Raw genomic sequence first — 22,590 nt, forward strand, 5'->3', positions numbered from 1 at the left:
ACCTATTCTGCTGAGAACGGGCGAACATGTTCTCGCAAGAGGTCGGCACAAATGAACTTCTCGTTGAAGACCTCCATCACCCAGTGCTGATTGTGAATGCCTGGATAGACCAGCGTGTAGTCCGCTAGATATGCCGCCTCGAGCAACGTTTCTCTGGCAGCTTCGAACGGTAGCCCACGTACTCGTTCGACACCTTCGATAAGGCTTTTCAACTCGTCGATGCGTTCGAGGGACTCGGCATACAGAATGCCGAAGACTGCTGCTTCCGCGTACCAGTCCAACCGATAGAGCTCTTTTTTGTCGATTTCGCCGTCGAGGTATCTCTCGGCGTTTCTCACTGCATCCCGAGAATTCTTGTCGACAAGGAGGTCTTCGTTCTTCCAGCAACAGGCGACAAGGAACTGCTGCAGTTCCCGCAATTGAGATCTAAAAAATCTGGGTCTCTCCTCACGCAGAAACGAGAGCATTTCCTTGGCGCTTCTGGATTCTTTCCACTCTTCTTCTGTCATACAACAAGACCGCACTCTGCGGCCGACCAAGTGATTACAAATCCAGCGCAGCGTATTCCCGCGGTGGGGGCAGGCCTTCCATCTTCTCGCTCAGCAGCGGGCGGAAACTCGGGCGGCTTTTCATAACCATGTACCAGTCGCGCGCCTGGTCGTGGCCTTTCCATTCGATCCCGCCGAGGTAATCGACCACCGATAGCTGCGCCGCGCAGGCGAGGTCCGCAAGGCTGAGCGTCGGCCCGGCGAGCCAGCTGCGCGTGTCGACCAGCCAGTCGATATAATCGAGGTGGCCGTGCAGCAGCCGTCCCATCTCGCGCAGCACCCGTCCGTCGGGCGACTGGCGCAGGATCAGGCGCTTCTTCATCTTTTCGTGCAGGGCAGGTGCGGTGACATCGCCATAGAGGCTCTCGTCGAACAGGCGCGTCAGGCGGCGGATTTCGGCGCGCTGCATGGCATTGCCCGAAATCATCGGGTTGCGGTCCACCGTCTCTTCGAAGAATTCGCAGATCGCCTGGCTGTCGCACAGCGTGACCTTGCGCGCCGGGTCATGCAGGACCGGGGTGCGCCCGGCCGGATTGAGCTGCCACAGGCTGTCACGCCCTTCCCAGGGGTTTTCGCGCACGAGTTCGTACGCAACCGACTTTTCGCCCATCAGCAAGCGCAGCTTGCGGCTGAAGGGGCACAGGGGGAATTGGTGGAGCTGCCACATGGCCCCTGCCTATGCGGCAGGCGCGTCCACGCGTCCACTGGCGCGCGCGATTTTGGCGAAAATTTCCTGTGAAGTCAGTCGCGCTGCGGCAGCGTGTCCGAGAAGCGTTCGGCCATGGCGCGCAGCTGCGGCAGCATGACTTCCATCGTTTCGGCAAGCGTGCCTGCGGCTTCCATGGCGCGCGGCAGGTTCTTCTCGATCTCTTCCGGCACGCGGCTCGCCTCCGGAGCGATCGAGCGCAGCGTCGCGCCATCAACCACACGCGGCATTTCCTCGCCCGCGATTTCGGCCACGGCGTCGGTCAGCGGGGCGATCGGCAGGTCGAGCAGGACCTCGCTCATCGCGCGCAGCATCATGGCGAGTTCGCGCTGGCGTTCGGGATCGGACAGCGTGTCCGCCATCTCGGTCAGCCCCGCGCCGTCGCGTTCGTCAAAAGCAGCCTCATCGGCATCCTGCGCCAGTGCGGGCACGGGCGCTGCGAATGCGGCAAGGGTGGCTGCGGCAAGCAGGTGACGACGCATGGGACTTCCTTCGGTTGTTCCGGGAAGCATGGACATGGCAGATGCGCGCTGAAAGCTTGCTGAACGGGTCTTAGAAGCCCGAGGCCTGCATCATCAGCAGGCAAGCGGGCATCACTGCATCGAGCCGGCCATCTTGCGCCAGGTCTTCGGCCTCTTTCCTGCCGCGAACGGCAATGCCTTCGCGAGCAATGCCGGTGTCGTCCATCAGCTTGGCCATGGTCCGCACGAAGTATTCGCGGCCGCGTTCGTTCTCCAGCAGGTCGGGCCAGTCCTTGCCATCGGCATTGCCCGCACGCTGCGCCTCGGTGGCGATGGCCACGGCAACCCCGCAGCGCAGCGCTGTCTGCTGTTCGATCGGCAGGTCCACCAGCTCCATGGTGATGACCGGAGCGGGCGTGTCCGCCTGTGCGCTGTCCTGTGCGATTGCGGGGGCAGCGAGCATCGCAGCGACGATAGCGGGGAGGAAGAACTTCATGGCCGCTTACCTATCGCGCCGCGCCTGAACCGCAAGCAACTTGGCTTGCGGGGCCAGCGCTGCGCCCCTACCCGTCGCATCAAAGAGGAGAATCGCATCATGAAAACCCGCGCCGCCGTTGCCTTCGAAGCTAAGAAACCGCTCGAGATCGTCGAGCTTGATCTCGAAGGCCCCAAGGCGGGTGAAGTGCTGGTCGAGATCATGGCGACGGGCATCTGCCACACAGACGCCTATACTCTCGACGGGCTGGACAGCGAGGGGCTCTTTCCCTCCATCCTCGGGCACGAAGGTTGCGGCGTGGTGCGCGAAGTAGGCGCAGGCGTGACCAGCGTGACCGCAGGCGATCACGTGATCCCGCTCTACACGCCCGAATGCCGCCAGTGTAAGATGTGCGTGTCGGGCAAGACCAATTTGTGCAGCGCCATCCGCGAAACGCAGGGCAAGGGCCTGATGCCAGACGGGACCACGCGCTTCTCCTACAACGGCAAGCCGATCTACCATTACATGGGCTGTTCGACCTTCTCGAACTTCACCGTCCTGCCCGAAATCGCGGTCGCCAAGATCCGCGAAGACGCGCCCTTCGACACCACATGCTATGTCGGCTGCGGCGTGACCACAGGCGTCGGCGCGGTGACCAATACCGCCAAGGTCCAGCCGGGCGACAATGTCGTGGTCTTCGGCCTCGGCGGGATCGGTCTCAATGTGATCCAGGGCGCGAAGCTCGCCGGTGCAGACCGGATCGTGGGCGTCGACATCAACCCGTCCAAAGAAGAGTGGGGCCGCAAGTTCGGCATGACCGACTTCGTCAATCCGAAGGATGTCGGCAATGTCGTCGAAACGCTGGTCAACATGCTCGACGGCGGGGCGGATTACAGCTTCGATTGCACCGGCAACACCGCAGTCATGCGCGATGCGCTGGAATGCTGCCACAAGGGCTGGGGCACCAGCATCATCATCGGCGTTGCCGAAGCGGGCAAGACGATCGAGACGCGTCCCTTCCAGCTCGTCACGGGCCGCAACTGGCGCGGCACGGCATTCGGCGGGGCCAAGGGGCGCACCGACGTGCCCAAGATCGTCGACTGGTATATGAACGGCAAGATCGAGATCGACCCGATGATCACCCACCGCCTCAGCCTGGAAGAAATCAACAAGGGCTTTGACCTGATGCACTCGGGCGAAAGCATCCGCGCGGTCGTGGTCTATTGATGGCCTCCAAGGTCAATCTGTACGAGAAGTTCGCGCAGTTTTCCGACCACTGGGCGCCGCGCATCGTCGGGCGGTACAACGATAACGAGATCCGCCTCGTGAAGGTCGAGGGCGAGTTCATCTGGCACTGCCACGAGGACACGGACGAGCTCTTCCTGATCCTCGACGGCACGCTCGACATGGAGTTCCGGGATCGCACCGAAGTGCTTGAAGCGGGCGAGATGATCATCGTCCCGCGCGGGGTCGAACACCGTCCCTGCGCGCGCCACGGCGAGGTCCGCCTCCTGCTGATCGATCCCAAGGACATGCCCAATACCGGCGACCAGAAGACCGCCACGCTCGCCATCGACATCTGATCGCTTGCGCGGGCCGCAGGCGCGCTTAAGGTAGCGAATCGAAACCTAAGGAGAGAGTTCAATGTTCAGCCACGTCATGCTGGGTGCCGACGATATCGAGGCATCGAAGAAGTTCTACGACGCCTGCTTCAAGGCGCTCGGCGGCCGCGAAGGCACCGTCGATCCCAAGGGCCGCGTCATCTACATGCACAATGGCGGCATTTTCCTCATCACCAAGCCGATCGACGGCCAGCCGGCGAGTTGCGGCAATGGCTCGACCATCGGCTTTGCGGCCGACAGCGAGGCCATGGCCGATGCGTGGCACGAAGCCGGCGCGGCCAATGGCGGCACCCCGATCGAAGACCCGCCGGGCCTGCGCGAAGGTGCGGGCATGAAGCTCTACCTCGCCTATCTGCGCGATCCGGCAGGCAACAAGGTCTGCGCGATGTATCGTCCGGGCTGACGCCTTGACGCCAATCGATGAAAAGGGATTGCGAGCCGACATAGACGCGCTCGCGATCCCTTTTTCACATCACGAGCATGAGGCCGTCTTCACCGTCGAGGAAAGCCGCGACATCAAGGCCAGCATTCCCGGCGAGCATACAAAGAACCTCTTCCTGAAAGATGCCAAGGGCGCCTTCTGGCTGGTGACCGTCCCTGCAGAAGCGCGGGTGAACCTGAAGGCCCTGCCCGAGGCCATCGGCTGCAAGCGCGTGAGCTTCGGCAAGCCGGACGACATGCAGCGTCTGATCGGCATTGCGCCCGGCTCGGTGACGCCGCTCGCCATGATCCATGCATCGCCGGGCAGCGTGACCTGCGTCCTCAAAGCGGGCTTGGCGCACGCAGAGCAGGTAAATGTCCACCCGCTTCGCAATACCGCGACAATCGGGCTTTCCGGCGCGCATATCTTGCAGCTTCTGGAACATTGGGGTCATGCGCCCGTCGTCGCAGAAATCCCGGTTCAGGAGACCGCATGAAGCTCGATTACCTTTCGCAGAACAAGGCCTTCGGTGGTGACCAGTTCGTCTGTTCGCACCAGTCGGAAGCGACCGGCACCGAAATGACCTTTTCGGTCTATGTCCCCCCGCACGAAGCGGGCGCGAAACTGCCGGTGCTGTGGTACCTGTCGGGCCTCACCTGCACGCACGCGAATGTCACCGAGAAAGGCGAATATCGCGCCGCCTGCGCGGAACATGGGATAATCCTCGTCGCTCCGGACACCAGCCCGCGCGGCGAAAACGTGCCCGACGCGGCGGACGAATACGACTTCGGCAAGGGTGCCGGCTTCTATGTCGATGCGACGCAGGACCCGTGGAGCGAGCATTTCCGGATGCGCAGCTATATCGAGATAGAGCTGCCCTCCATCGTCGCAGGCGAATTTCCCGTCGACCTGTCGCGTCAGTCGATCACGGGCCATTCGATGGGCGGACACGGCGCACTGACCATCGGCCTGCGCGATCCCGCCCGCTTCCGCTCGATAAGCGCCTTTTCGCCGATCGTCGCGCCTTCGCGCGTGCCGTGGGGCGAGAAAGCCCTGTCCCGCTATCTTGGCGAAGACCGCGATGCATGGCGCGCCTATGACGCCGTGGCCCTTATCGAGGACGGCGCACGCCACGATCACATCTTGGTCGACCAGGGCACTGCCGACCAGTTCCTCGAGGAACAGCTGAAAACCGGCGCGCTTACCATGGCCTGCGCCAAGGCAGGCATGAACCCCGAGATCCGGATGCAGGAAGGCTACGACCACTCTTATTACTTTATCTCTACTTTCATGGCCGAGCACGTTGCTTGGCATGCGGAGCGCCTCAACATTACTTAAGTACTTGATTCTGAGAATTCTCTGGCGCAGACTTCGTTTTTTCTTACAGAGGGCCGCCAATGATCGATCTAATGCTCGCCGCCATTCTCACCGCGTCTGCTTCCTCATCGGTTGCCGCATGCCCCGCTGATGGCGAGACTGGATCCGATCACCTGTTCGATGTGTGCCATCCAGCGGCGCAGGATGGGCCGGCCTATTCGGCGACCTTCAGCGCCAGCCTGTCGCCGCAGCCCTCGCACCAGCAGGTGACCCTGTTCAGGGCTGATGGCACATGGACCGTTCGCGCCGCAGGTTACAAATGGACGCCGGGCGGTGCCTTCGAGACGCGGCGCAACGAGTTCTCTATCTCGGATGATGATGCGCGAGCTCTGGTCGGACGGCTCGACGACGAAACGCGGGAGCGGTTGTCCAATCTCGCCTATTACGGCGCGCCAACAGTTATTTGCACCGATGGCGCGCGCACCGAGATTGCCATGGCATCGGGCGGCCAGCGGCACTCCTTCGCCCAGCACAGCTGCGCCGGAAAGACCGAACTGCATGAGGTGGCCGAAGCTTTCCGCACGGTCGTTCTCAAATATGATCCGCTCTTCGACGGGATGCTCGACGGGCTGACAGCCTAACCGAGCGGTTCAATCCGCCAGGTCGAGCCATTCCTCGGCGACGTCCTGCTGGCCGAGACCGAAGCTCTTGATCTCGATGCCCGGGAACAGTGCGCCCTCGATTTCAGCCGCTTTCCTGAGCCAGTCGGAATCGCTCAGCACAGCGCATTTGTCGAACGCGCCGAGCAGGCCGAACAGTTTTGGCAGGCGGGTAAATTCGACCGCAATCGCGCTGAGGGTGGGGAGTTCGAAATTGGTGATGCGGTACAGCATCTTGCCGCCCTTCACTCCGTCCGATTTCGCAATCAGATCGTCGAGCGCGGTGCGCATGATGTCGGCATCGATCTTGCCGTCGAGCGTGATATCCACCCGATCGGCCGAGGGCTTGGTAATGGTGAGCATGGGCTACCTCCTCGTGCTGGCGCGGCATGAAGCTGCCGCAGAGGCAGTATAGCACACCCGCGTCCGGCCCGGACCTTACCCGTGCGCGGCGATGAACCCCTCGACCACCGGGGCAATCTTGCCGCGCCATTTGCTGCCGTTGAAAATGCCGTAATGCCCGGCTCCTTCGGCCATGTAGTAGCGCTTTTTCGACACATCCAGATTGGGCGTCAGCTCCAGTGCGGCGCGGGTCTGGCCGAGGCCCGAGATATCGTCGCGCTCGCCTTCGATGGCGAGCAGGGCGGTCTCGGTGATATCGCCGAGGTCGATACGCTTGCCGCGGTGCATGAAGGTGCCGTTCGGGATGGCGTGGGTCTGGAACACCTCTTCTACCGTCTGCAGGTAGAATTCGGCGGTCATGTCGCACACGCTGCGGTATTCGTCGTAGAAATCCTTGGTCGCCTGCGCGCTCGCCTCGTCGCCCACGGTGAGGTGTTTGAACATCTCGTAATGGCTCATCATGTGATTGCCGAGGTTCATGCTCATGAAGCCGGCGAGCTGCATGAAGCCGGGATAGACGCGGCGGCCGCCGCCGCGATACTGCATCGGCACGGTGGCGATGACATTGTGCTGGAACCACTCGATCGGGCGCTCCATCGCGAGGTCGTTGACACTGGTCGGCGAACAGCGCGTGTCGATCGGGCCGCCCATCATGGTGAGCGTCCTGGGCGCACAGTCATGGCCGTCTCGGTTCATGATCGCGGTCGCGGCGAAGACCGGGACCGAAGGCTGGCACACGGCCATCGCGTGGGCTCCGGGACCGATGTGTTCGAGGAATTCGATCACGTAATCCATGTAATCGTCGAGATCGAAATGCCCCTCGTGCAAGGGCACATTGCGCGCATCCGCCCAATCGGTGACGAATACGGTGTAATTCTCCAGCATCCGTTCGACGGTGCCGCGCAGCAGCGTTGCGTAGTGCCCGCTCATCGGGGCGACGATCAGGAGGCGCGGCGCATCTTCGGCAAGGCCTTCGCGGCGGAAGCGCTTGAGATCGCCGAACGGCCGGTTGACCACGGTGGCTTCCACGACGGGCCAGTGCCTGCCTTCCGCCTCGACGCTTTCGATACCCCAGGCGGGCTTGCCATAAGTGGCGGTGGCATGGGCGAAGACTTCGAGCGCGCTGGCAGCGATCGGGCCCAGCCCCAGATATCCGCCCATGTAATTCTGCGGCAGGGCCGGGTTGGACAGCATCTCCGCCCCGATGGAGGCCCAGGCGCTCGCGCTCGATAGCCAGCTGCGCTGGAGTTCATAGGCTTGATAAAGCATTCGCGTCCCCTGCTACCCGCGCTGTTATGGTCTCGCTGCGGGCCCTTTTTACAAACCGGCAGTCTGACGAGTGATTCGTCATTGTGCAATGCACAAATGGTGTAAAAGTGCCTCAAACGCGCCTCCCCTGTGGATTTTGCCGCGCGCGCTGCCTAGGTGGGGCGCATGGACGAGACGGGCGACACTCCTGAAGCCGAAAGCACGCCGCAGCGCGGCTTCTTCGGACGCAAGCGCAAGAATGGCGAGACCCGCTCGCTCGGCGCGCTGGCGATGGTCTGGCAGGCAGCCAAAGCCTATCCGCTGCAGCTGACCCTGGCGGCAATCGCCTTGCTGGCTACGGCCCTTATCACCTCGCTTGCCCTGCCCAGCGCGCTCAAGCTGATCATCGACCGCGGTTTCGGCAGCGATGGGACGGGCGATATCGGCCGCTGGTTCCGTTATCTCCTCGCGCTGGTGGCGACGCTGGGCGTGTTCACCGCCTTGAGGTTCTATTTCGTGAGCTGGCTCGGAGAACGGGTCGTCGCCGACATCCGCCGCAACGTGCACGAGAACCTGTTGCGCCTGTCGCCATCGTTCTTCGAGGAGAACAGTCCCAAAGAGATCTCTAGCCGGATGACCTCGGATACGGCTGTCATCGAACAGGTCGTCGGCACCACGATCTCGGTTGCCCTGCGCAATGCCATCATGGCGGTCGCCGCGGCCGGATACCTGTTCTGGCTCGCTCCGCAGCTGGCGGTCTACATTTTCATCGGCATTCCGATCGTCATCCTGCCGATCGCCATATTCGGTGCGCGCCTGCGCAACATCAGCCGGTCGAGCCAGGATCGTATCGCCGATGTGGGCGCGATGGTCACCGAGGTCCTGTCCGCCATGAAGGTGGTCCAGGCTTTCGGCCAGCAGGATCGCGAAAGCGCGCGCTTTTCCGACGCGGTCGAGCGGACCTTCGATACGGCACGCAAGCGCGTGTTGCTTCGCGCCCTGATGACCGCCACGGCCATCACCCTGATCTTTGGCGCTATCGTCCTGCTCCTGTGGCGCGGCGCAGTGCTGGTCGAGGCAGGCGAGCTGACCGGCGGAACGATCATGGCGTTCGTCTTCGCCGGCATGATCGTGGGCGGCAGTTTCGGCGCCCTTACCGAAGTCGTCGGCGACCTGTTGCGCGCGGCAGGCGCTGCGGGACGATTGAGCGAGTTGCTGGCGGAAAAGCCCGGGATCGCCGCACCTGCACGTCCCGAGGCCTTGCCGAGCCCGGCGCGCGGCAGCCTGTCGTTCCGCAATGTCACCTTCCGTTACCCGACCCGGCTGGAAGCTGCAGCGATTACAGACTTCAGCCTCGAGGTGGAGCCGGGTGAAACGGTTGCGATCGTGGGGCCGTCGGGCGCCGGCAAATCGACGATCTTCCAGCTGGCGGAGCGCTTTTACGACCCGCAGGCCGGCACAGTACGGCTCGACGGCATCCCCCTGACCAGCGCCGATCCTGCCGAAATCCGTCGCCGGATCGCTTTCGTGCCGCAGGAAGGTGTCCTGTTCTCCGCCAGCGCGAGGGACAACTTGCGTTATGGCAATTGGGAGGCAAGCGAAGAGGATATCTGGGCCGCAGCACGCGCGGCAAATGCCGCGGAATTCCTCGAAAAACTGCCCGACGGCCTCGACACTTATCTCGGTGAGAACGGAACCCAGCTCTCGGGCGGCCAGCGGCAGCGGATCGCGATTGCCCGGGCCCTGCTGCGCGACGCGCCCATCCTGTTGCTGGACGAGGCGACCAGCGCACTCGACGCGGAAAGCGAGCGCTTGGTGCAGGATGCGCTCGAACGCCTGATGGACAACCGCACGACCCTGGTCATCGCGCACCGGCTCGCCACCGTGCGCGCGGCAGACCGCATTGTCGTGATGGACGATGGGCGCATTGCCGAACAGGGCACTCATTCGCAGCTGGCCGATAATGGCGGGCTATATGCGCGGCTTGCCTCGCTCCAGTTCGGCCTTCACAGCGCTTGATTTCCGCGATTCTTCGACCAAGGCGATGACTGGGCCGACGAGCGGCGACCGCTGCTTGCTCGCTTTCGCTAGCTAGCATCCACTCGAATCCGCGCGCGGGGGGCGCGCGTACAAGATTTCCTTCGGAGACTTCGCACATGACCAAGAACTTCCTTGCCGCAGGGGCGTCTGCCATCGCCCTGATGCTCGGCATGCCCGCAGCTGCCGAAGAAGCAGCCAGCCCGACGATGGACTTCGGCACCTGGGGTGTCGGCACCGATCTGATCGATGACAGCGTCGATCCGGGCGACGATTTCAACGCCTATGTGAACGGCAAGTGGATTGCCGAAAACGAGATCCCTGCCGACCGCCAGCGTTTCGGCGCGTTCGATATGCTGCGTGAAGGCGCGATCCACGACGTGCAGACGCTGGTGAACGACCTTGTCGCGTCCAACCCCGAGCCCGGCACGGCGGCTCGCCGCATTGTCGATGCCTACAACGCCTATCTCGACATCGAGGCGATCGACGCCAGCGGCCTTGCACCCGCGCAGCCTTACCTTGGCAAGATTTACGCTGCACCGGACCTCGCGGCGCTGGTTTCGCTGTTTGGAGAGCCGGGCTTCCCGTCAATGGTCGTTGCCAACGTGACCATCGATGCGCGCAATCCGACCGACCATGCGGTGGGTATCGGTTTTGATGGAATGGGCTTGCCCGACCGCGATTACTACCTCGTGGATTCCGAGAGCAATCTTAAGGTGCGCGAAGCCTATATGGACTACCTCGCCACCATGCTGGGCGCTGCAGGATATGCCGATCCGGTATCGGCCGCCAATGCGGTCTATGCGTTCGAACACAAGGTCGCGGAACTCGAATGGGCGCGCCAGGTGCTGCGCATGCCGCAGCTTACCTACAATGAACTCACCCCCGAAGAACTGACCGCGATGGCCGGGGACTTCCCGATCGCCGCATTGCTGGAATCCTCCAGGCTCGGCGGGCAGGATCGCTACCTCGCGCGCCAACTGCCGCCCACCCCCGAGGAAATCGAAGAGCTGGAGCTGACACAGGCGCAACTCGACATGATCGGCGGCGGTTTGCCGGCGATGATGCAGCTGTTGACCGAAACTCCGCTTGCGACCCTCAAGGCCTACATGGCGAAAAACTTCCTGCAGGGTAATGCGGCGGTCCTTTCGAGCGAACTCGATGATGCGAACTTCGCCTTCTACGGCAAGACGATCAATGGCCAGGAAGAACAGCAAGAGCGCTGGAAGCGCGCCATCGATTCCGCCGAAGGTGCCTTGGGCGAGCAGCTGGGCGCGCTTTACGTCGCCCGCTACTTCCCGCCCGAAAGCAAAGCGCGCATGGACGAGCTGGTTGCAAACCTGTCGCGTTCGATGAGCATGGCGCTTGATGCCAATGACTGGATGACGCCGGATACCATCGCCGAAGCACGCACCAAGCTGGATGGCTTCGTTCCGATGATCGGATATCCGGACGAATTCGAGACCTACGAAGGTCTTGAAATCGATCCGAACGATCCGCTCGAAAACCTGATGAATACCCGCCGGTGGAACGATGCCGACAATCGCGCGCGCCTCGGCACGAAGGTCGATCCGACCGAGTGGGGCATGTTCCCGCAAACGGTGAATGCCTATTATTCGCCGCTCACCAACCGGATCGTCTTTCCCGCAGCCATCCTCCAGCCGCCGTTCTTCAATGCCGAGGCTGACGAGGCAGTGAACTATGGCGGGATCGGTGCCGTGATCGGTCACGAGATCGGCCATGGCTATGACGACCAAGGCAGCCAGTTCGATGCTACCGGAACCCTGCGCAACTGGTGGCAGGATGCAGATCGAAAGGGCTTTGAAAACTACACCAAGCGCATGGCCGAATTTATCGAGGCCTATTGCCCGGTCGATAGCCCCGAAGGTCCTGTCTGCCTGCGCGGCAACCAGTCGATGGGCGAAACGCTGGGCGATGTGGTCGGCCTGCAGATGGCCTACCGCGCCTATCGCCTTTCGCTCAATGGCGAGGAAGCACCGGTGATCGACGGGCTGACCGGCGACCAGCGCTTCTTCCTCGGTTTCGCGCAGATCTGGCGCGGCATGGAGCGCGAGGAAAGCCTGCGCAATCGCGTGATGACCGCCAACCACCCGCCGGGTGAATTCCGCCTCAACAACGCGGTGCGCCATCTCGATGCGTGGTACGATGCGTTCAACGTATCGGCGGAAGACGATCTCTACTTGCCGCCGGAAGAGCGCATCAGGATCTGGTAACCGGATCGCCTCACATTCAATTCGAACCCCGTCGGCCATGTGTCGGCGGGGTTTTTGTTTGACTTGTCCAAACCTTGTGCCAATTCCACCGCCCCATGACCTTCCTCCAAGAATTGCTGATCGCACTGGTCCAGGGAATCACCGAATTCCTGCCGATTTCCTCCTCCGGCCACCTGATCCTCATCCCCAAGCTGACGGATTTTCCCGACCAGGGTCCGCTGATCGACGTCGCCGTCCATGTGGGATCGCTGCTCGCGATCATCCTCTATTTCCGCAAGGACGTGATGGGCCTCGCGAGAGGTGGCTTTGCGAGCGTGGGCCTTGCCAAGGACGACGCACAGCGCCGCCTGTTCTGGTTCGTGGTGATCGGGACCATTCCCGCGGTGGTGCTCGGCCTGTTCCTCAAGATGGGTGGATATCTCGAAGGCTTCCGGTCGACCCAGCTGGTCGCCACCAACCTGATTGTCTTCGGCATATTGCTGGGCCTTGCGGACCGCTTCGGCAAGGAAACCAAGGTTTATGAGGACATGACCTTGCGCGATGCCATCCTCGTAGGGCTGGCACAGGCCATGGCCCTGATCCCCGGCACGAGCCGTTCGGGCGCCACCATGACCGCGGCACGCGCACTCGGTTACCAGCGTGTGGAATCTGCGCGCTTTTCATTCCTGCTGGCCATTCCTGCCGTTGCAGGAGCGGGCCTGCTTGCCGCCTTCGACCTGGCCGACGCAACGGCCCAGATGCAGCAGGACGCGATCGTTGCTGGCATCCTGACCTTCTTCACCGCTCTGGCGACGATGGTTTTCCTGATGAATTTCCTCAAGAAAGCGTCGATGATGGTCTTCGTGATCTACCGGGTTGCCCTCGGCGCGGCGCTGCTCGCCTTCCTCTGAAAATAGCCGCAGACCTGCCACCGTTCCGTCACATTTGTGGAACCAATCGCCGCAAGCGGCTTTTTATTGGGCACGAGTAAACCGCAAGGACTGACTATGGGTCTGATTATCCTGATCGTTACGGGCGCCCTGATGGGGTGGCTTGGATCGATCGCACTCAAGATCGAAGATGGCCGGACCATTCTTCGCAACGTGCTGGCCGGCATTGCCGGTTCGCTGGTTGTGGGAATTGCTACTTCCGGCGGCGTTTTCCTCGGAGCAATCCGGGCGGGCACGCTGCTATGGGCCACCATCGGCGCGATTGTGATGGTCGGACTCTACAATATCGTCCGAGAGCGGGTCCTGCGCTGAGCAGCGCATTTCTGAATATCGATTGACGATCACCGGATGGCTCAATCCTGATGCCAGCCGATTACCAAGGGGAAGACTACAATGAAATTCACCAAAGCAACTCTCGTCGCTTCTGCCGCAGCTATGAGCCTCGGCCTTGCCGCTTGCGACAGCGCCGCAGAAAACGAAGCTGAAGCCAACATCGAAGAGATGGAAGACGCTCGCGACGCGCAGGTCAATGAAATGGAAGCCGCCGGCGAAATCACCGACGAGCAGGCCGATGCCATGGACGACCAGACCGACGCCATGGAAGAGTCGATGGAAGAACAGGCTGACGAAATCGACGAGATGTAATCTCGAAGCTTTCCAAGCTTAGAAAACGAAGCGGCCCCGGAGCGATCCGGGGCCGTTTTCGTTTAGCGATCAGACCGGCTTCGCGCCCGATCCGCGCCCGCCGCGCAAAGTGTATTCCAGCGTGCCGCGGTTCACGACGTAATCGACATCGATCACCGCCGTATTGGCATAGGTAAAACCCGGGCCGAGGCTCTTGTAGAGCTTGTCGAAATCCCTCTCCACCGTCTGGCGGTAGAGATCCTCGAAGCTGGGAATGACGAAATAGGTCGGCTGCAGATCGCTGATCACGTAATCGGTGCGCATGACCCGGTCGACATTGAGCATGATGCGATTGGGGCTTTCCGCCTCCACCGAATACACGACTTCCGTCGGGCCTGACAGTATACCGGCACCATAGGCGCGGATGTCGCCCGGCTTCTCCTCGATCAGGCCGAACTCGACCGTATACCAGTAAAGCGAACCGAGCGCCTTCAATCGGTTGTAGCGCATCGCCTTCCACCCGGCGCGGCCATATTCCTGCATGTAATCGGCATAGACCGGGTCGGTCAGCATCGGCACGTGGCCGAACACGTCGTGGAATACGTCGGGCTCCTGGATGTAGTCGAACGTCTCCCGCGTGCGGATGAAATTGCCCGCAGGAAAACGGCGATTGGCCAGGTGCCAGAAAAAGACGTGATCTGGGATCAGCATGGGCACGGGCACCACGCTCCATCCGGTCAGCTTGTCGAGTTCTTCCGAAAGCTTGCCGAATTCCGGAACGCCGCCGCGCCCGAGGTCCAGCTTTTCGGTGCCTTCCATGAACGCAGTCGCCGCACGGCCGGGAAGCACTTCCATCTGGCGCGCGAAAAGGTCGTTCCAGATCGCGTCGTCTTCGCTGTCGTATTCGGTCTGCTTCGGCTCCAGCCAATCATCGCCCACATGCTCCGGCTTTTTCAGCGGAGCGGTGAAGACATCGTCCGGCAAGTCCGGAAGCTGCGAAAAATCGTGTTCGGGTTTTGCAAGTGTAGCCATATCGTTGCCATTGATACTAGCATACGCTGCCGGACACAAACGGATCGGAGCAGAGCGTGAAGAAGAGCGATTACGAAGACGCGATCGAACCCATGCAGGAAGAGCTTGTCGGCATGGCCCGCTGGGCGATGGCGACCGGGCAGCGGATCGTCGTGCTGTTCGAGGGGCGCGATACCGCCGGTAAGGGCGGTGCGATCAAGGCGGTTCGCGAACGCCTCAATCCGCGCCAGTGCCGCATCGTCGCCCTGTCGAAACCGAGCGAGGAAGAGCGCAGCCAATGGTATTTCCAGCGCTACGCCAAGCATCTCCCTTCTGCAGGCGAAATCGTGCTGTTCGATCGCAGCTGGTACAATCGCGCGGGGGTGGAGCGGGTCATGGGCTTTGCCGATGAAGGCCAGGTCGAGGATTTCCTGCGCCAGGCCCCGGCGTTCGAGAAGCTGCTGGTCGATGACGGAATACTGCTCTTCAAATACTGGCTCGGCACCGATCAGGAAAAGCAGGAAGAGCGTCTGCGCGAACGGCTGGAAGACCCGCTGAAGCGTTGGAAACTCTCTCCGATCGATCTCGCCGCGCGCAGCAAGTACGATAAGTATACCCGCGCCCGCGAGGACATGCTGGCAGCGACCCACACCGAATGGGCGCCGTGGACGCTGGTCGATTTCAACGACCAGAAGCGGGGGCGATTGACGCTGGTACGCAATCTACTGGATCGCCTGCCCGACACGCGGGTGGAACCGCCTTCCATCGATTTCCCGGAGTTGGGGCACGAGCCGGTCGAGGAGACCTATGGTTTCCTCGAGCCGATCGCTGATTACCCGGTCGATTAGGCGAGAGTTGCGGCAGCCTTCACGGCCTGCCGGCCATCTGCAGCAAAGGCCCCGAGTTCGATACCGCCCTCACCCTCGCGCATTGCGAGGAGGAGCGGCTCACCTGCAATGGCCGGGCTGACCCCGCGAAAGGTGAAAGTGGCGAGCGCATTCTCGCCGTACTTCCCGGACGCGAGCTGCAGCAGCAGGCTGGCGCTCAGGGGGCCGTGGACGACCAGACCGCGGTAACGCTCGATCTCGCGCGCATAGGGCGCATCGTAGTGGATGCGGTGGGTGTTGAAGGTGAGCGCCGAAAACCGGAAGAGCAGCCGTTCGTCCGGGACGAGTTCGCGGTGCACGTCCCATTGCGAGGTGTCGAAACTTCCCTCGCCAGCAGGCGGCGGAGCCAGGGGAGCATCCTTGGCGAGCGCTTCGAGGTAGACGACGCTTTGCCTCTCACTGACCGCCAACTGGCCATCGGCGCTGGTCTCGTGGTCGATCTCGACAAAGACCATCTCGCCCCTGCTGCCCGACTTGGGTGTGACGGATGCTATGCGACTGGTGCGCCCGATTGCCGCGCCGACAGCGATGGGCGCGTGAAACTGCATCGCGCTAGACGCCCACATGCGGCGCGGGAGCGGAATGGGCGGCAGGAAGCTGGCGTCGTCCTGGTCGCGGGTCGGATGGCCGTCTTCGCCAAGTTGTGCGGTGCGCGCTTCGGGCGTGCAGAGGCACAGGTGGATACCCTGCGGCATCTCAGCCTGCATCGGCGCATCTTGATCGAAAGTCGCGCACCAGCGCCCGGCAAGGCCCGGTTCGAGGCGGTCCGCGCTACGCTGTTCGCGCCCGACCCATGCCTGCCAGTCGCTCATTACACGGCGCGCTCGAACACCGCAGCCATGCCCTGACCGCCGCCGATGCACATCGTCTCGAGGCCGTAGCGCACTTCGCGGCGCTGCATTTCATGCGCCATGTCGGCAAGGATGCGGATACCCGTCGCACCGATCGGGTGGCCGAGCGAGATGCCCGAGCCGTTGACGTTGACGATGTCGCGGCGGCTATCGTCCTCGGCAAAGCCCCAGCCCTTCAGTACGGCGAGCGCCTGCGGGGCGAAGGCTTCATTGAGTTCGATAAGGCAGATATCGTCCCAGCCGAGGCCATTCCGCGCGAACAACCGCTCGACCGCAGGGACCGGGCCGATGCCCATGCGGCTGGGATCGCAGCCTGCCGCGCTCCACGAATGGAACCACAGAATGGGTTCGAGGCCGAGTTCCTCGACCTTGTCTTCCGCGACGACGAGGCAGGCGGCGGCGGCATCGTTCTGCTGGCTGGCATTGCCCGCAGTGACGATGGCATCCGGATCGCGCTTGCCATCGATCGGGCGCAGCTTCGACAGGCCTTCCATGTCGGCATCCGCGCGGAAACCCTCGTCCTTGGCGAAGACAACGGGATCGCCGCGGCGCTGGGGAATTTCGACGGGCACGAGCTGGTCGTCGAACTTGCCCTCTTCCCATGCCTTTGCCGCGTTCTGGTGGCTGCGGACGGCGAATTCGTCCGATTCCTCGCGGCTGATGTCATAATCCTTGGCGAGATTTTCCGCCGTCTCGATCATGCCGGTGATGACACCGAAGCGCTCGATCGGCTGGCTCATCAGGCGGCCGCGTGTGAGGCGGTCCCACAGTACCATGTCGCCCAGCCGAGCGCCGTGGCGGGCCTTGGTCGTGTAATGTTCGACATTGCTCATGCTCTCGACGCCGCCTGCCAGCACGCAATCGGCCATGCCGGTCTGCACCATCATGGCGGCCGTAGCGACGGCCTGGAGACCTGAGCCGCAACGCCGGTCCATCTGCATCCCGGGGACTTCGATCGGGTAACCCGCTGCCAGCCAGCTCCAGCGACCGATCGCGGGTGCTTCCCCGCTGCCATACCCTTGCGAGAAGACCACGTCGTCGACGCGCATCGGGTCGACGCCCGAACGCTCGACCAGCGCCTTGATGATCACCGCCCCCAAAACACCCGCTTCGAGCGGGGCGAGGCTGCCTAGAAATTTGCCGACAGGGGTACGCAGGGGTTTGCAGATGGCGACGCGGCGGAGCTGGGTCATGGGTTAGTCCTTATCGGAAAGACGGGCGATATCGCGATCGACAAGCGCGCCGATGGCGCCCGAAGACAGGCCAAGGCGTTCCGCGAGCACTTCTTCGGTATGCTGGCCCAGGTACGGGGCCGGTGCAGGCTCGCCAGCATCGCGCCCCGGGATATTGGCGAAGCTGCGAGTGGCGGGATATTCGAAGCCGGAGGGGTTCGCACCGGTCCGCGTGAACAGCGGATTGTCGTCGACGAGCACCGGATCGTTCGCCGCTTCGTGCATGGTGCGATACCGTTCGAACGTGCAGCCTTCTGCCGCCATCCGGCGCTCCAGCTCGGGCCAGTCCATCGTGCCGGCGCGCGACTGGAAGAGATCGAACAGCGCGTGGCGATGCTTGAAACGCGGGTCGTCGCCATCGGCGAAGCGCACTCCGCATTGCTTCTCCAGCGCGGCGATTTCTTCCTCGACGCCGAACGCCTTCACCAGCCCCGCCCACTGCTTCGCGGTCAGCGCGGCGACCATGAAACGCGTGTTGTCGAGACTGCGGAAGTCGCGGCCGAATGCCCCCCAGATCGCGTTGCCGAGCCGTTCGCGGTCGGCCCCGCGATAGAGCATCTCGGCTATCGCACCGCTGTTGGCGACCGTGCCGATCGCGACATCGCCCAAGGGCACGCGCAATTGGCTGCCTTCGCCGGTGTGATCACGGTGGCGGATCGCGGCGATGAGTGCGAAGGCGCAATAGGCGCCGGTGATGAAATCCCACGCGGGCAGGACCTGGTTTACCGGCGGCGCGGTTGCCTCGTCCCAGTCCTCCGGACCGCACATCAGCGGATACCCGCTGGCCGCATTGACGGTGAAGTCCATCGCCTGGCGTCCGTCATGCCAGCCCATGATGCGCACGCTGACGAGGTCGGGGCGGTTCGCCGCGACCGCATCGTGCGAAAGGAAGCTCTTCTCGGGCAGGTTGGTGATGAGATTGCCGGTCTTCGCCGACAGTTCGACCAGCAGTTCGCGCCCCTCGCCGCTGCGCAGGTCGAGTGCGACCGATTTCTTCGCCCGGTTGAGGTTTTCCCAGCTTAAGGAGCGGCCCTCTTTCGTGAGCATGTAGCGGTCGTAGTCGAGCCCGCCCTCCTTGTGATCGACGCGGATCACCTCCGCTCCCATCTGCGCGCAGTAGAGCCCTGCAGTGGGAGAGGCGACGAAGCTCGACGCCTCGATGATGCTCAGGTCATTGAGAAGGCCGTACACGCCTCAGACGCTCGCCGCATATTCGCGCAGCATCCGCTTCGCGATCTGCAGCTGAAGTATCTGAGTGGTCCCTTCGTAAATGCGGTAGATGCGTGCATCGCGGAAGAAGCGTTCTGCATCGTATTCGGCGAGATAGCCCGCGCCGCCATAGATCTGCACGACGCGGTCGACCACGCGGCCGCACATTTCCGAAGCGAAGACCTTGAAGGCGGCGGCGTGCTTCACCGTATCCTCACCCCGATCGACGCGGGCGGTGACATCCGCCATCATGGCTTCGGCGGCGTAGATCTCGGTCCAGCTTTCGGCCAGCATCTGCTGGATCAGCTGGAAGTTGGCGATCGGTTCGCCGAAAGCCTGACGCTCGTTCGCATATTTGATCGCGCTGTCGAGCGCGCGGCGCGCATAGCCCGCACTTGCCGCGCCGACCGAAATCCGGCCGTTGTCGAGGCTCATCATGGCAAAGCGGAAGCCTTGGCCGGTCTCTCCGCCAAGCAAGGCATCGCCCGGCACATGCACGTCGTCGAGCATGACGTCGGAGATATGGCTGCCTGCTTGGCCCATCTTCTTGTCGGGGCTGGAGGTGGACATGCCCGGCGTGTCCATCGGCACGATGAATGCCGATACATGGGCGTTCTTGGGCAGCGCATCCTTCTCCGTGCGTGCCATGATCAGCGCGACATCGGCGTGCGGTGCGTTGGTGATGTAACGCTTGGTACCGTTGAGGATCCAGCCGTTGCCGTCGGGATCGGGCTTCGCCATCGTCTGCATCGCGGCGCTGTCGCTGCCGCTTCCCGGCTCGGTCAGGCCGAAGCAGGCGATCTCGCCGGCAGCGATGCGCGGCCACCATTCGGCCTGCTGTTCCGGTGTGCCGCCGTTCTTGATCGCGGAATTGAACATGCCGACATTGATCGAGAAGATCGAGCGATAGGCCGGTGCGGCATAGGCCATCGTCTGGACGACCTTGGCATATTGCGTGATGTTGAGACCCGCGCCCCCGAAGTCTTCCGGCACGGTCAGTCCGAACAGGCCCATGTCTTTCATCTCGGCCAGGATATCGTCGGGCACCTTGTCCTGTTCGATGACGTCCTTTTCCGCCGGGATCAGCCGTTCGCGGACATAGCGTTCAAGCTGGTCCAGGAACTGGTCGAAGGTTTCGGCATCCATTCCGGGATTGGGTGTCGACATGTCCTATTCCTCTCCTGCCTCGGTATCGCTTTGCAGGACCGCTTCGGGTCCGGTTTCGAGACGCGCTTCGTCCAGCATGCTGGCCGCATCTTCGAGCGCCTGCGCCTCGTCCGCGGTCATTTCGGGAGGCGCGGCGGGAGGCTCCTCGCTGCATCCGGCGAGTCCGATTGCGGCAAGTGCCGCAAGAGTTTCGAGTCGTCTCATCGAAGACAGACTAATCCCGCGCATCGGCGGGGCAAAATCCGCTACGGCAAGCAAAGGGACAGACGCACCATGCGCGCCCGTCCCCTGCCCGCGTAATCTACGCTTACTGGTTTTCTTCGGCCATCGCGTCGAGCGCAGCTTCGGCAGTAGCGGCGGCATTATCGCCGGCCTCTTCGATCGAGGCCGTTTCAGCAGCCTCTGCAGCCGAATTGTCGACTTCGACCGGTTCGCTGGCAGCGGCATCTTCGACCGGCTCTTCGGTCACCGGCTCAAGCGCCTCGTCCGCAGCAACTTCAACGGTGTCGGCCTCTGCTTCGGTCGAGGCGTCGTCGGCACTGCCACAGGCGGCCAACGCCAGCGAAGCGGTTGCAGCGGCAAGAATACGGAACTTCATGTGTCTCTCCTGATCTGAGCGCCGATCGGCGCTGTCGGGAGGGGTGGTTAATATGCACTGGGCCCAAGGTCCAAGGGGAAAATGCACTCGCGCCGCTTGCGCCGCCAGCCTGGTACGCCGACAGGGAGGCATGCCCCCGCTCGATGGAGACAATCTGGACCGCGCACGCGAGGCCTTGCGTTCGACCTTCGGGTTCGACGGTTTTCGTGGTCGGCAGGAAGATGTCGTCGAGCGTGTCCTGGATGGCAAGTCCACCCTTGCGGTGATGCCCACCGGGGCTGGAAAGTCGCTGACCTACCAGCTTCCGGCGGTGATGATGCCTGGCACCTGCATCGTCATCAGCCCGCTTATCGCGCTGATGCACGACCAGCTGCGCAGCGCCCGGGCGAACGGGATTCGCGCAGCCACCCTGACCAGCGCCGACGCCGACTGGCGCGAAACGCAGGATGCCTTCCGTGCGGGCGAGCTGGACCTGCTTTACGTCGCGCCCGAACGCGCCAGCCAGCAAGGCTTCCGCGATATGCTGGGCGCCACGCCGCTTGCCCTGTTCGCGGTCGACGAAGCGCATTGCGTTTCGGAATGGGGCCACGATTTCCGCCCCGACTATCGCCAGCTGCGCCCGTTGATGGATGCCTTCCCGGACGTGCCGCGCCTGGCGCTGACAGCGACCGCAGACCGGCAGACCCGCGCCGACGTAATGACGCAGTTAGGCGTTCCCGAGGACGGGCTGGTGCTCGCTGGCTTCGATCGGCCCAATATCCGCTATGCGATCACACCGCGCGACAATCCTGTGCGACAGATCGCTGACCTGATGGCCCGCCAGCCCGGCCCCGGCATCGTATACGCGCAGACCCGCCGCAAGGTGGAGGAGCTGGCCGAAAAGCTCGCCGCTGCAACCGGCCGATCGGTGCGCCCCTATCATGCAGGGCTTCCGGCAGAGACGCGCGCCGCCAACCAGGCCGCCTTCGTCGAGAGCGAGGACATGGTGATCGTCGCCACGATCGCTTTCGGCATGGGGATCGACAAGCCGGACGTGCGCTTCGTCGCCCATGTCGGCGTGCCCAAGTCGATCGAGGGTTACTACCAGGAAACAGGCCGTGCCGGGCGCGACGGCGACCCGAGCCTTGCGACGATGTTCTGGGGCGCAGCCGATTTCGCCACGGCTCGCCAACGCCTGATGGAGTTACCGGAAGGGCGACGCAGCGCAGAACGGGCGCGCCTCGATGCGCTGGCCGGACTGGTCGAAACGCCGCATTGCCGCCGCGCGGTTCTCCTGCGCCATTTCGGGGAGGACCCTGACGAAACTTGCGGCAATTGCGACAATTGCCTCGATCCGCCCAAGGTCACGGACACCACCGAACTCGCGCGCAAGCTGCTCTCGGCGGTCTACCGCACGGGCCAGAGCTTCGGCATGGGCCATCTGCAGAAAGTGCTTGTCGGCGCCGAGGACGAGCGCGTCCGCCAGCGCGGGCACGACCGGTTGAGCGTATTCGGTATCGTCGAGGGTGAAGATGCAAGCCTATTACAACCGCTCGGACGTGCGCTCCAGGCGCGCGGCGATCTAGTGCCGACCGAACACGGTGGACTGTCGTTGGGGGGCGCGGCACGCGAGATCATCAAAGGCGAACGCAAGGTCGAGATCATCGTCCCGCCCAAGCGTGCCCGCAGGCGGCGAGGCGAATCGACCGCCAACCCGGTCGGCGATCCACTGTTCGAGGCATTGCGCGATTTGCGCCGCGATCTCGCCAAGGAGGCCGGCGTCCCGCCCTATGTCGTGTTCCACGATTCGACGCTGCGTGAAATGGCCGCAAGCCGACCCTCGACCCTGCCTGAACTGGGTCGCCTCGGCGGAGTGGGAACCCGCAAGCTCGACGCCTATGGCGAACGCTTCCTTGCGGAGATTGCCCGCCACTGACCGGATTTTCTTGACCCACCACTCCTACTGATATATT

General features: G+C 62.9%; 26 protein-coding genes. 13 read left to right on the plus strand and 13 right to left on the minus strand.

What is annotated here, in order from left to right; all coding sequences use genetic code 11:
* Nucleotides 1–2: 2 nt before the first annotated feature.
* The 4 genes from GRI34_RS13220 to GRI34_RS09345 all read right to left on the minus strand — a co-directional run bounded on the left by GRI34_RS13220 (nucleotide 3) and on the right by GRI34_RS09345 (nucleotide 2,211).
* Nucleotides 3–509, minus strand: a complete 507-nt coding sequence (locus GRI34_RS13220; RefSeq protein ID WP_199800309.1) for a hypothetical protein — start codon at nucleotides 507–509, stop codon at nucleotides 3–5.
* Nucleotides 510–543: 34 nt separating this feature from the next.
* The gene (locus GRI34_RS09335) at nucleotides 544–1,215 is read right to left on the minus strand and encodes a glutathione S-transferase family protein (protein ID WP_090476564.1); all 672 of its coding nucleotides are present in this window, start codon (nucleotides 1,213–1,215) and stop codon (nucleotides 544–546) included.
* Nucleotides 1,216–1,289: 74 nt separating this feature from the next.
* The gene (locus tag GRI34_RS09340; protein WP_160595695.1) at nucleotides 1,290–1,736 is read right to left on the minus strand and encodes a hypothetical protein; all 447 of its coding nucleotides are present in this window, start codon (nucleotides 1,734–1,736) and stop codon (nucleotides 1,290–1,292) included.
* Nucleotides 1,737–1,806: 70 nt separating this feature from the next.
* The gene (locus tag GRI34_RS09345; RefSeq protein WP_160595696.1) at nucleotides 1,807–2,211 is read right to left on the minus strand and encodes a hypothetical protein; all 405 of its coding nucleotides are present in this window, start codon (nucleotides 2,209–2,211) and stop codon (nucleotides 1,807–1,809) included.
* A 99-nt stretch (nucleotides 2,212–2,310) separates the two neighbouring features.
* On the opposite strand from GRI34_RS09345, the gene GRI34_RS09350 reads away from it, so the two are divergent.
* The 6 genes from GRI34_RS09350 to GRI34_RS09375 all read left to right on the plus strand — a co-directional run bounded on the left by GRI34_RS09350 (nucleotide 2,311) and on the right by GRI34_RS09375 (nucleotide 6,191).
* A complete protein-coding gene (locus GRI34_RS09350; RefSeq protein WP_160595697.1) occupies nucleotides 2,311–3,417 on the plus strand; it encodes an S-(hydroxymethyl)glutathione dehydrogenase/class III alcohol dehydrogenase in 1,107 nt (368 codons plus the stop codon).
* Nucleotides 3,417–3,773 (plus strand): cupin domain-containing protein, encoded by a 357-nt coding sequence (locus tag GRI34_RS09355; protein WP_160595698.1) that lies wholly within the window; start codon nucleotides 3,417–3,419, stop codon nucleotides 3,771–3,773. The genes GRI34_RS09350 and GRI34_RS09355 overlap by 1 nt, the downstream gene beginning before the upstream one ends.
* 61 nt (nucleotides 3,774–3,834) lie before the next feature.
* Nucleotides 3,835–4,215, plus strand: a complete 381-nt coding sequence (locus tag GRI34_RS09360) for a VOC family protein (protein ID WP_090476571.1) — start codon at nucleotides 3,835–3,837, stop codon at nucleotides 4,213–4,215.
* 28 nt (nucleotides 4,216–4,243) lie between these two features.
* Entirely contained in the window at nucleotides 4,244–4,729 is a 486-nt protein-coding gene (locus tag GRI34_RS09365) for a prolyl-tRNA synthetase associated domain-containing protein (protein ID WP_234028197.1), read from the plus strand.
* Complete coding sequence (gene fghA, locus GRI34_RS09370) at nucleotides 4,726–5,571, plus strand: S-formylglutathione hydrolase (RefSeq protein ID WP_160595700.1); 846 nt, start codon at nucleotides 4,726–4,728, stop codon at nucleotides 5,569–5,571. Before GRI34_RS09365 ends, fghA begins: the two co-directional genes overlap by 4 nt.
* A gap of 59 nt (nucleotides 5,572–5,630) precedes the next feature.
* Complete coding sequence (locus GRI34_RS09375; RefSeq protein ID WP_160595701.1) at nucleotides 5,631–6,191, plus strand: hypothetical protein; 561 nt, start codon at nucleotides 5,631–5,633, stop codon at nucleotides 6,189–6,191.
* A gap of 9 nt (nucleotides 6,192–6,200) precedes the next feature.
* Here GRI34_RS09375 and GRI34_RS09380 read toward each other — a convergent pair whose 3' ends face one another.
* Nucleotides 6,201–6,572 carry a SpoIIAA family protein gene (locus GRI34_RS09380; RefSeq protein WP_160595702.1) on the minus strand — a complete coding sequence of 124 codons (372 nt, stop codon included), beginning with the start codon at nucleotides 6,570–6,572 and terminating at the stop codon, nucleotides 6,201–6,203.
* Between the two features lie 75 nt (nucleotides 6,573–6,647).
* The gene (locus GRI34_RS09385; protein WP_160595703.1) at nucleotides 6,648–7,880 is read right to left on the minus strand and encodes a polyhydroxyalkanoate depolymerase; all 1,233 of its coding nucleotides are present in this window, start codon (nucleotides 7,878–7,880) and stop codon (nucleotides 6,648–6,650) included.
* Nucleotides 7,881–8,045: 165 nt separating this feature from the next.
* Between GRI34_RS09385 and GRI34_RS09390 the strand changes: the two genes are divergently transcribed.
* From GRI34_RS09390 to GRI34_RS09410, 5 genes are all read left to right on the plus strand, one after another.
* Complete coding sequence (locus GRI34_RS09390; RefSeq protein WP_160595704.1) at nucleotides 8,046–9,878, plus strand: ABC transporter transmembrane domain-containing protein; 1,833 nt, start codon at nucleotides 8,046–8,048, stop codon at nucleotides 9,876–9,878.
* 137 nt (nucleotides 9,879–10,015) lie between these two features.
* Nucleotides 10,016–12,130: a M13 family metallopeptidase gene (locus tag GRI34_RS09395; protein ID WP_160595705.1), complete on the plus strand. Its 2,115-nt coding sequence runs from the start codon at nucleotides 10,016–10,018 to the stop codon at nucleotides 12,128–12,130.
* Nucleotides 12,131–12,225: 95 nt separating this feature from the next.
* Nucleotides 12,226–13,020 (plus strand): undecaprenyl-diphosphate phosphatase, encoded by a 795-nt coding sequence (locus GRI34_RS09400; RefSeq protein WP_160595706.1) that lies wholly within the window; start codon nucleotides 12,226–12,228, stop codon nucleotides 13,018–13,020.
* A gap of 96 nt (nucleotides 13,021–13,116) precedes the next feature.
* The gene (locus GRI34_RS09405; protein WP_160595707.1) at nucleotides 13,117–13,371 is read left to right on the plus strand and encodes a GlsB/YeaQ/YmgE family stress response membrane protein; all 255 of its coding nucleotides are present in this window, start codon (nucleotides 13,117–13,119) and stop codon (nucleotides 13,369–13,371) included.
* Between the two features lie 81 nt (nucleotides 13,372–13,452).
* Entirely contained in the window at nucleotides 13,453–13,704 is a 252-nt protein-coding gene (locus GRI34_RS09410) for a hypothetical protein (protein ID WP_090476589.1), read from the plus strand.
* Between the two features lie 69 nt (nucleotides 13,705–13,773).
* On the opposite strand, the gene phhA is transcribed toward GRI34_RS09410, so the two are convergent.
* Nucleotides 13,774–14,715, minus strand: a complete 942-nt coding sequence (phhA, locus tag GRI34_RS09415; RefSeq protein WP_160595708.1) for a phenylalanine 4-monooxygenase — start codon at nucleotides 14,713–14,715, stop codon at nucleotides 13,774–13,776.
* A gap of 56 nt (nucleotides 14,716–14,771) precedes the next feature.
* Here phhA and ppk2 point away from each other — a divergent pair, with 56 nt between their 5' ends.
* Complete coding sequence (gene ppk2 / locus GRI34_RS09420) at nucleotides 14,772–15,542, plus strand: polyphosphate kinase 2 (protein WP_325065207.1); 771 nt, start codon at nucleotides 14,772–14,774, stop codon at nucleotides 15,540–15,542.
* Here the strand turns inward: ppk2 and GRI34_RS09425 are convergent.
* From GRI34_RS09425 to GRI34_RS09450, 6 genes are all read right to left on the minus strand, one after another.
* Nucleotides 15,539–16,393 (minus strand): FAS1-like dehydratase domain-containing protein, encoded by an 855-nt coding sequence (locus GRI34_RS09425; protein WP_160595709.1) that lies wholly within the window; start codon nucleotides 16,391–16,393, stop codon nucleotides 15,539–15,541. The two genes, ppk2 and GRI34_RS09425, sit on opposite strands and share 4 nt — an antisense overlap.
* Nucleotides 16,393–17,625, minus strand: a complete 1,233-nt coding sequence (locus tag GRI34_RS09430; RefSeq protein ID WP_160595710.1) for an acetyl-CoA C-acetyltransferase — start codon at nucleotides 17,623–17,625, stop codon at nucleotides 16,393–16,395. The genes GRI34_RS09425 and GRI34_RS09430 overlap by 1 nt, the downstream gene beginning before the upstream one ends.
* A gap of 3 nt (nucleotides 17,626–17,628) precedes the next feature.
* Complete coding sequence (locus GRI34_RS09435) at nucleotides 17,629–18,855, minus strand: CoA transferase (RefSeq protein WP_160595711.1); 1,227 nt, start codon at nucleotides 18,853–18,855, stop codon at nucleotides 17,629–17,631.
* Between the two features lie 3 nt (nucleotides 18,856–18,858).
* Nucleotides 18,859–20,040 carry an acyl-CoA dehydrogenase family protein gene (locus GRI34_RS09440; RefSeq protein WP_234028198.1) on the minus strand — a complete coding sequence of 394 codons (1,182 nt, stop codon included), beginning with the start codon at nucleotides 20,038–20,040 and terminating at the stop codon, nucleotides 18,859–18,861.
* Between the two features lie 3 nt (nucleotides 20,041–20,043).
* On the minus strand, nucleotides 20,044–20,244 hold the full coding sequence (locus tag GRI34_RS09445; protein ID WP_160595712.1) for a hypothetical protein: 201 nt from the start codon (nucleotides 20,242–20,244) through the stop codon (nucleotides 20,044–20,046).
* 103 nt (nucleotides 20,245–20,347) lie between these two features.
* A complete protein-coding gene (locus GRI34_RS09450) occupies nucleotides 20,348–20,638 on the minus strand; it encodes a hypothetical protein (protein ID WP_090476605.1) in 291 nt (96 codons plus the stop codon).
* 130 nt (nucleotides 20,639–20,768) lie between these two features.
* On the opposite strand from GRI34_RS09450, the gene recQ reads away from it, so the two are divergent.
* Complete coding sequence (gene recQ / locus GRI34_RS09455; protein ID WP_160595713.1) at nucleotides 20,769–22,553, plus strand: DNA helicase RecQ; 1,785 nt, start codon at nucleotides 20,769–20,771, stop codon at nucleotides 22,551–22,553.
* Nucleotides 22,554–22,590 lie beyond the last annotated feature (37 nt).

The organism is Qipengyuania aquimaris (assembly GCF_009827445.1).
Taxonomy (GTDB): Bacteria; Pseudomonadota; Alphaproteobacteria; order Sphingomonadales; family Sphingomonadaceae; genus Qipengyuania; species Qipengyuania aquimaris.

Bases quoted from the DNA above. Each gene is read 5' to 3' on its own strand.
- GRI34_RS09410 (WP_090476589.1), top strand. From the start codon at position 13,453: ATGAAATTCACCAAAGCAACTCTCGTCGCTTCTGCCGCAGCTATGAGC.
- GRI34_RS09425 (WP_160595709.1), bottom strand. From the start codon at position 16,393: ATGAGCGACTGGCAGGCATGGGTCGGGCGCGAACAGCGTAGCGCGGAC.
- GRI34_RS09430 (WP_160595710.1), bottom strand. From the start codon at position 17,625: ATGACCCAGCTCCGCCGCGTCGCCATCTGCAAACCCCTGCGTACCCCT.
- recQ (WP_160595713.1), top strand. From the start codon at position 20,769: ATGCCCCCGCTCGATGGAGACAATCTGGACCGCGCACGCGAGGCCTTG.
- GRI34_RS09335 (WP_090476564.1), bottom strand. From the start codon at position 1,215: ATGTGGCAGCTCCACCAATTCCCCCTGTGCCCCTTCAGCCGCAAGCTG.
- GRI34_RS09440 (WP_234028198.1), bottom strand. From the start codon at position 20,040: ATGTCGACACCCAATCCCGGAATGGATGCCGAAACCTTCGACCAGTTC.
- GRI34_RS13220 (WP_199800309.1), bottom strand. From the start codon at position 509: ATGACAGAAGAAGAGTGGAAAGAATCCAGAAGCGCCAAGGAAATGCTC.
- GRI34_RS09400 (WP_160595706.1), top strand. From the start codon at position 12,226: ATGACCTTCCTCCAAGAATTGCTGATCGCACTGGTCCAGGGAATCACC.
- GRI34_RS09350 (WP_160595697.1), top strand. From the start codon at position 2,311: ATGAAAACCCGCGCCGCCGTTGCCTTCGAAGCTAAGAAACCGCTCGAG.
- GRI34_RS09395 (WP_160595705.1), top strand. From the start codon at position 10,016: ATGACCAAGAACTTCCTTGCCGCAGGGGCGTCTGCCATCGCCCTGATG.
- phhA (WP_160595708.1), bottom strand. From the start codon at position 14,715: ATGGCTACACTTGCAAAACCCGAACACGATTTTTCGCAGCTTCCGGAC.
- GRI34_RS09385 (WP_160595703.1), bottom strand. From the start codon at position 7,880: ATGCTTTATCAAGCCTATGAACTCCAGCGCAGCTGGCTATCGAGCGCG.
- GRI34_RS09445 (WP_160595712.1), bottom strand. From the start codon at position 20,244: ATGAGACGACTCGAAACTCTTGCGGCACTTGCCGCAATCGGACTCGCC.
- GRI34_RS09345 (WP_160595696.1), bottom strand. From the start codon at position 2,211: ATGAAGTTCTTCCTCCCCGCTATCGTCGCTGCGATGCTCGCTGCCCCC.
- GRI34_RS09390 (WP_160595704.1), top strand. From the start codon at position 8,046: ATGGACGAGACGGGCGACACTCCTGAAGCCGAAAGCACGCCGCAGCGC.
- fghA (WP_160595700.1), top strand. From the start codon at position 4,726: ATGAAGCTCGATTACCTTTCGCAGAACAAGGCCTTCGGTGGTGACCAG.
- GRI34_RS09375 (WP_160595701.1), top strand. From the start codon at position 5,631: ATGATCGATCTAATGCTCGCCGCCATTCTCACCGCGTCTGCTTCCTCA.
- GRI34_RS09450 (WP_090476605.1), bottom strand. From the start codon at position 20,638: ATGAAGTTCCGTATTCTTGCCGCTGCAACCGCTTCGCTGGCGTTGGCC.
- GRI34_RS09355 (WP_160595698.1), top strand. From the start codon at position 3,417: ATGGCCTCCAAGGTCAATCTGTACGAGAAGTTCGCGCAGTTTTCCGAC.
- GRI34_RS09405 (WP_160595707.1), top strand. From the start codon at position 13,117: ATGGGTCTGATTATCCTGATCGTTACGGGCGCCCTGATGGGGTGGCTT.
- GRI34_RS09360 (WP_090476571.1), top strand. From the start codon at position 3,835: ATGTTCAGCCACGTCATGCTGGGTGCCGACGATATCGAGGCATCGAAG.
- GRI34_RS09340 (WP_160595695.1), bottom strand. From the start codon at position 1,736: ATGCGTCGTCACCTGCTTGCCGCAGCCACCCTTGCCGCATTCGCAGCG.
- GRI34_RS09380 (WP_160595702.1), bottom strand. From the start codon at position 6,572: ATGCTCACCATTACCAAGCCCTCGGCCGATCGGGTGGATATCACGCTC.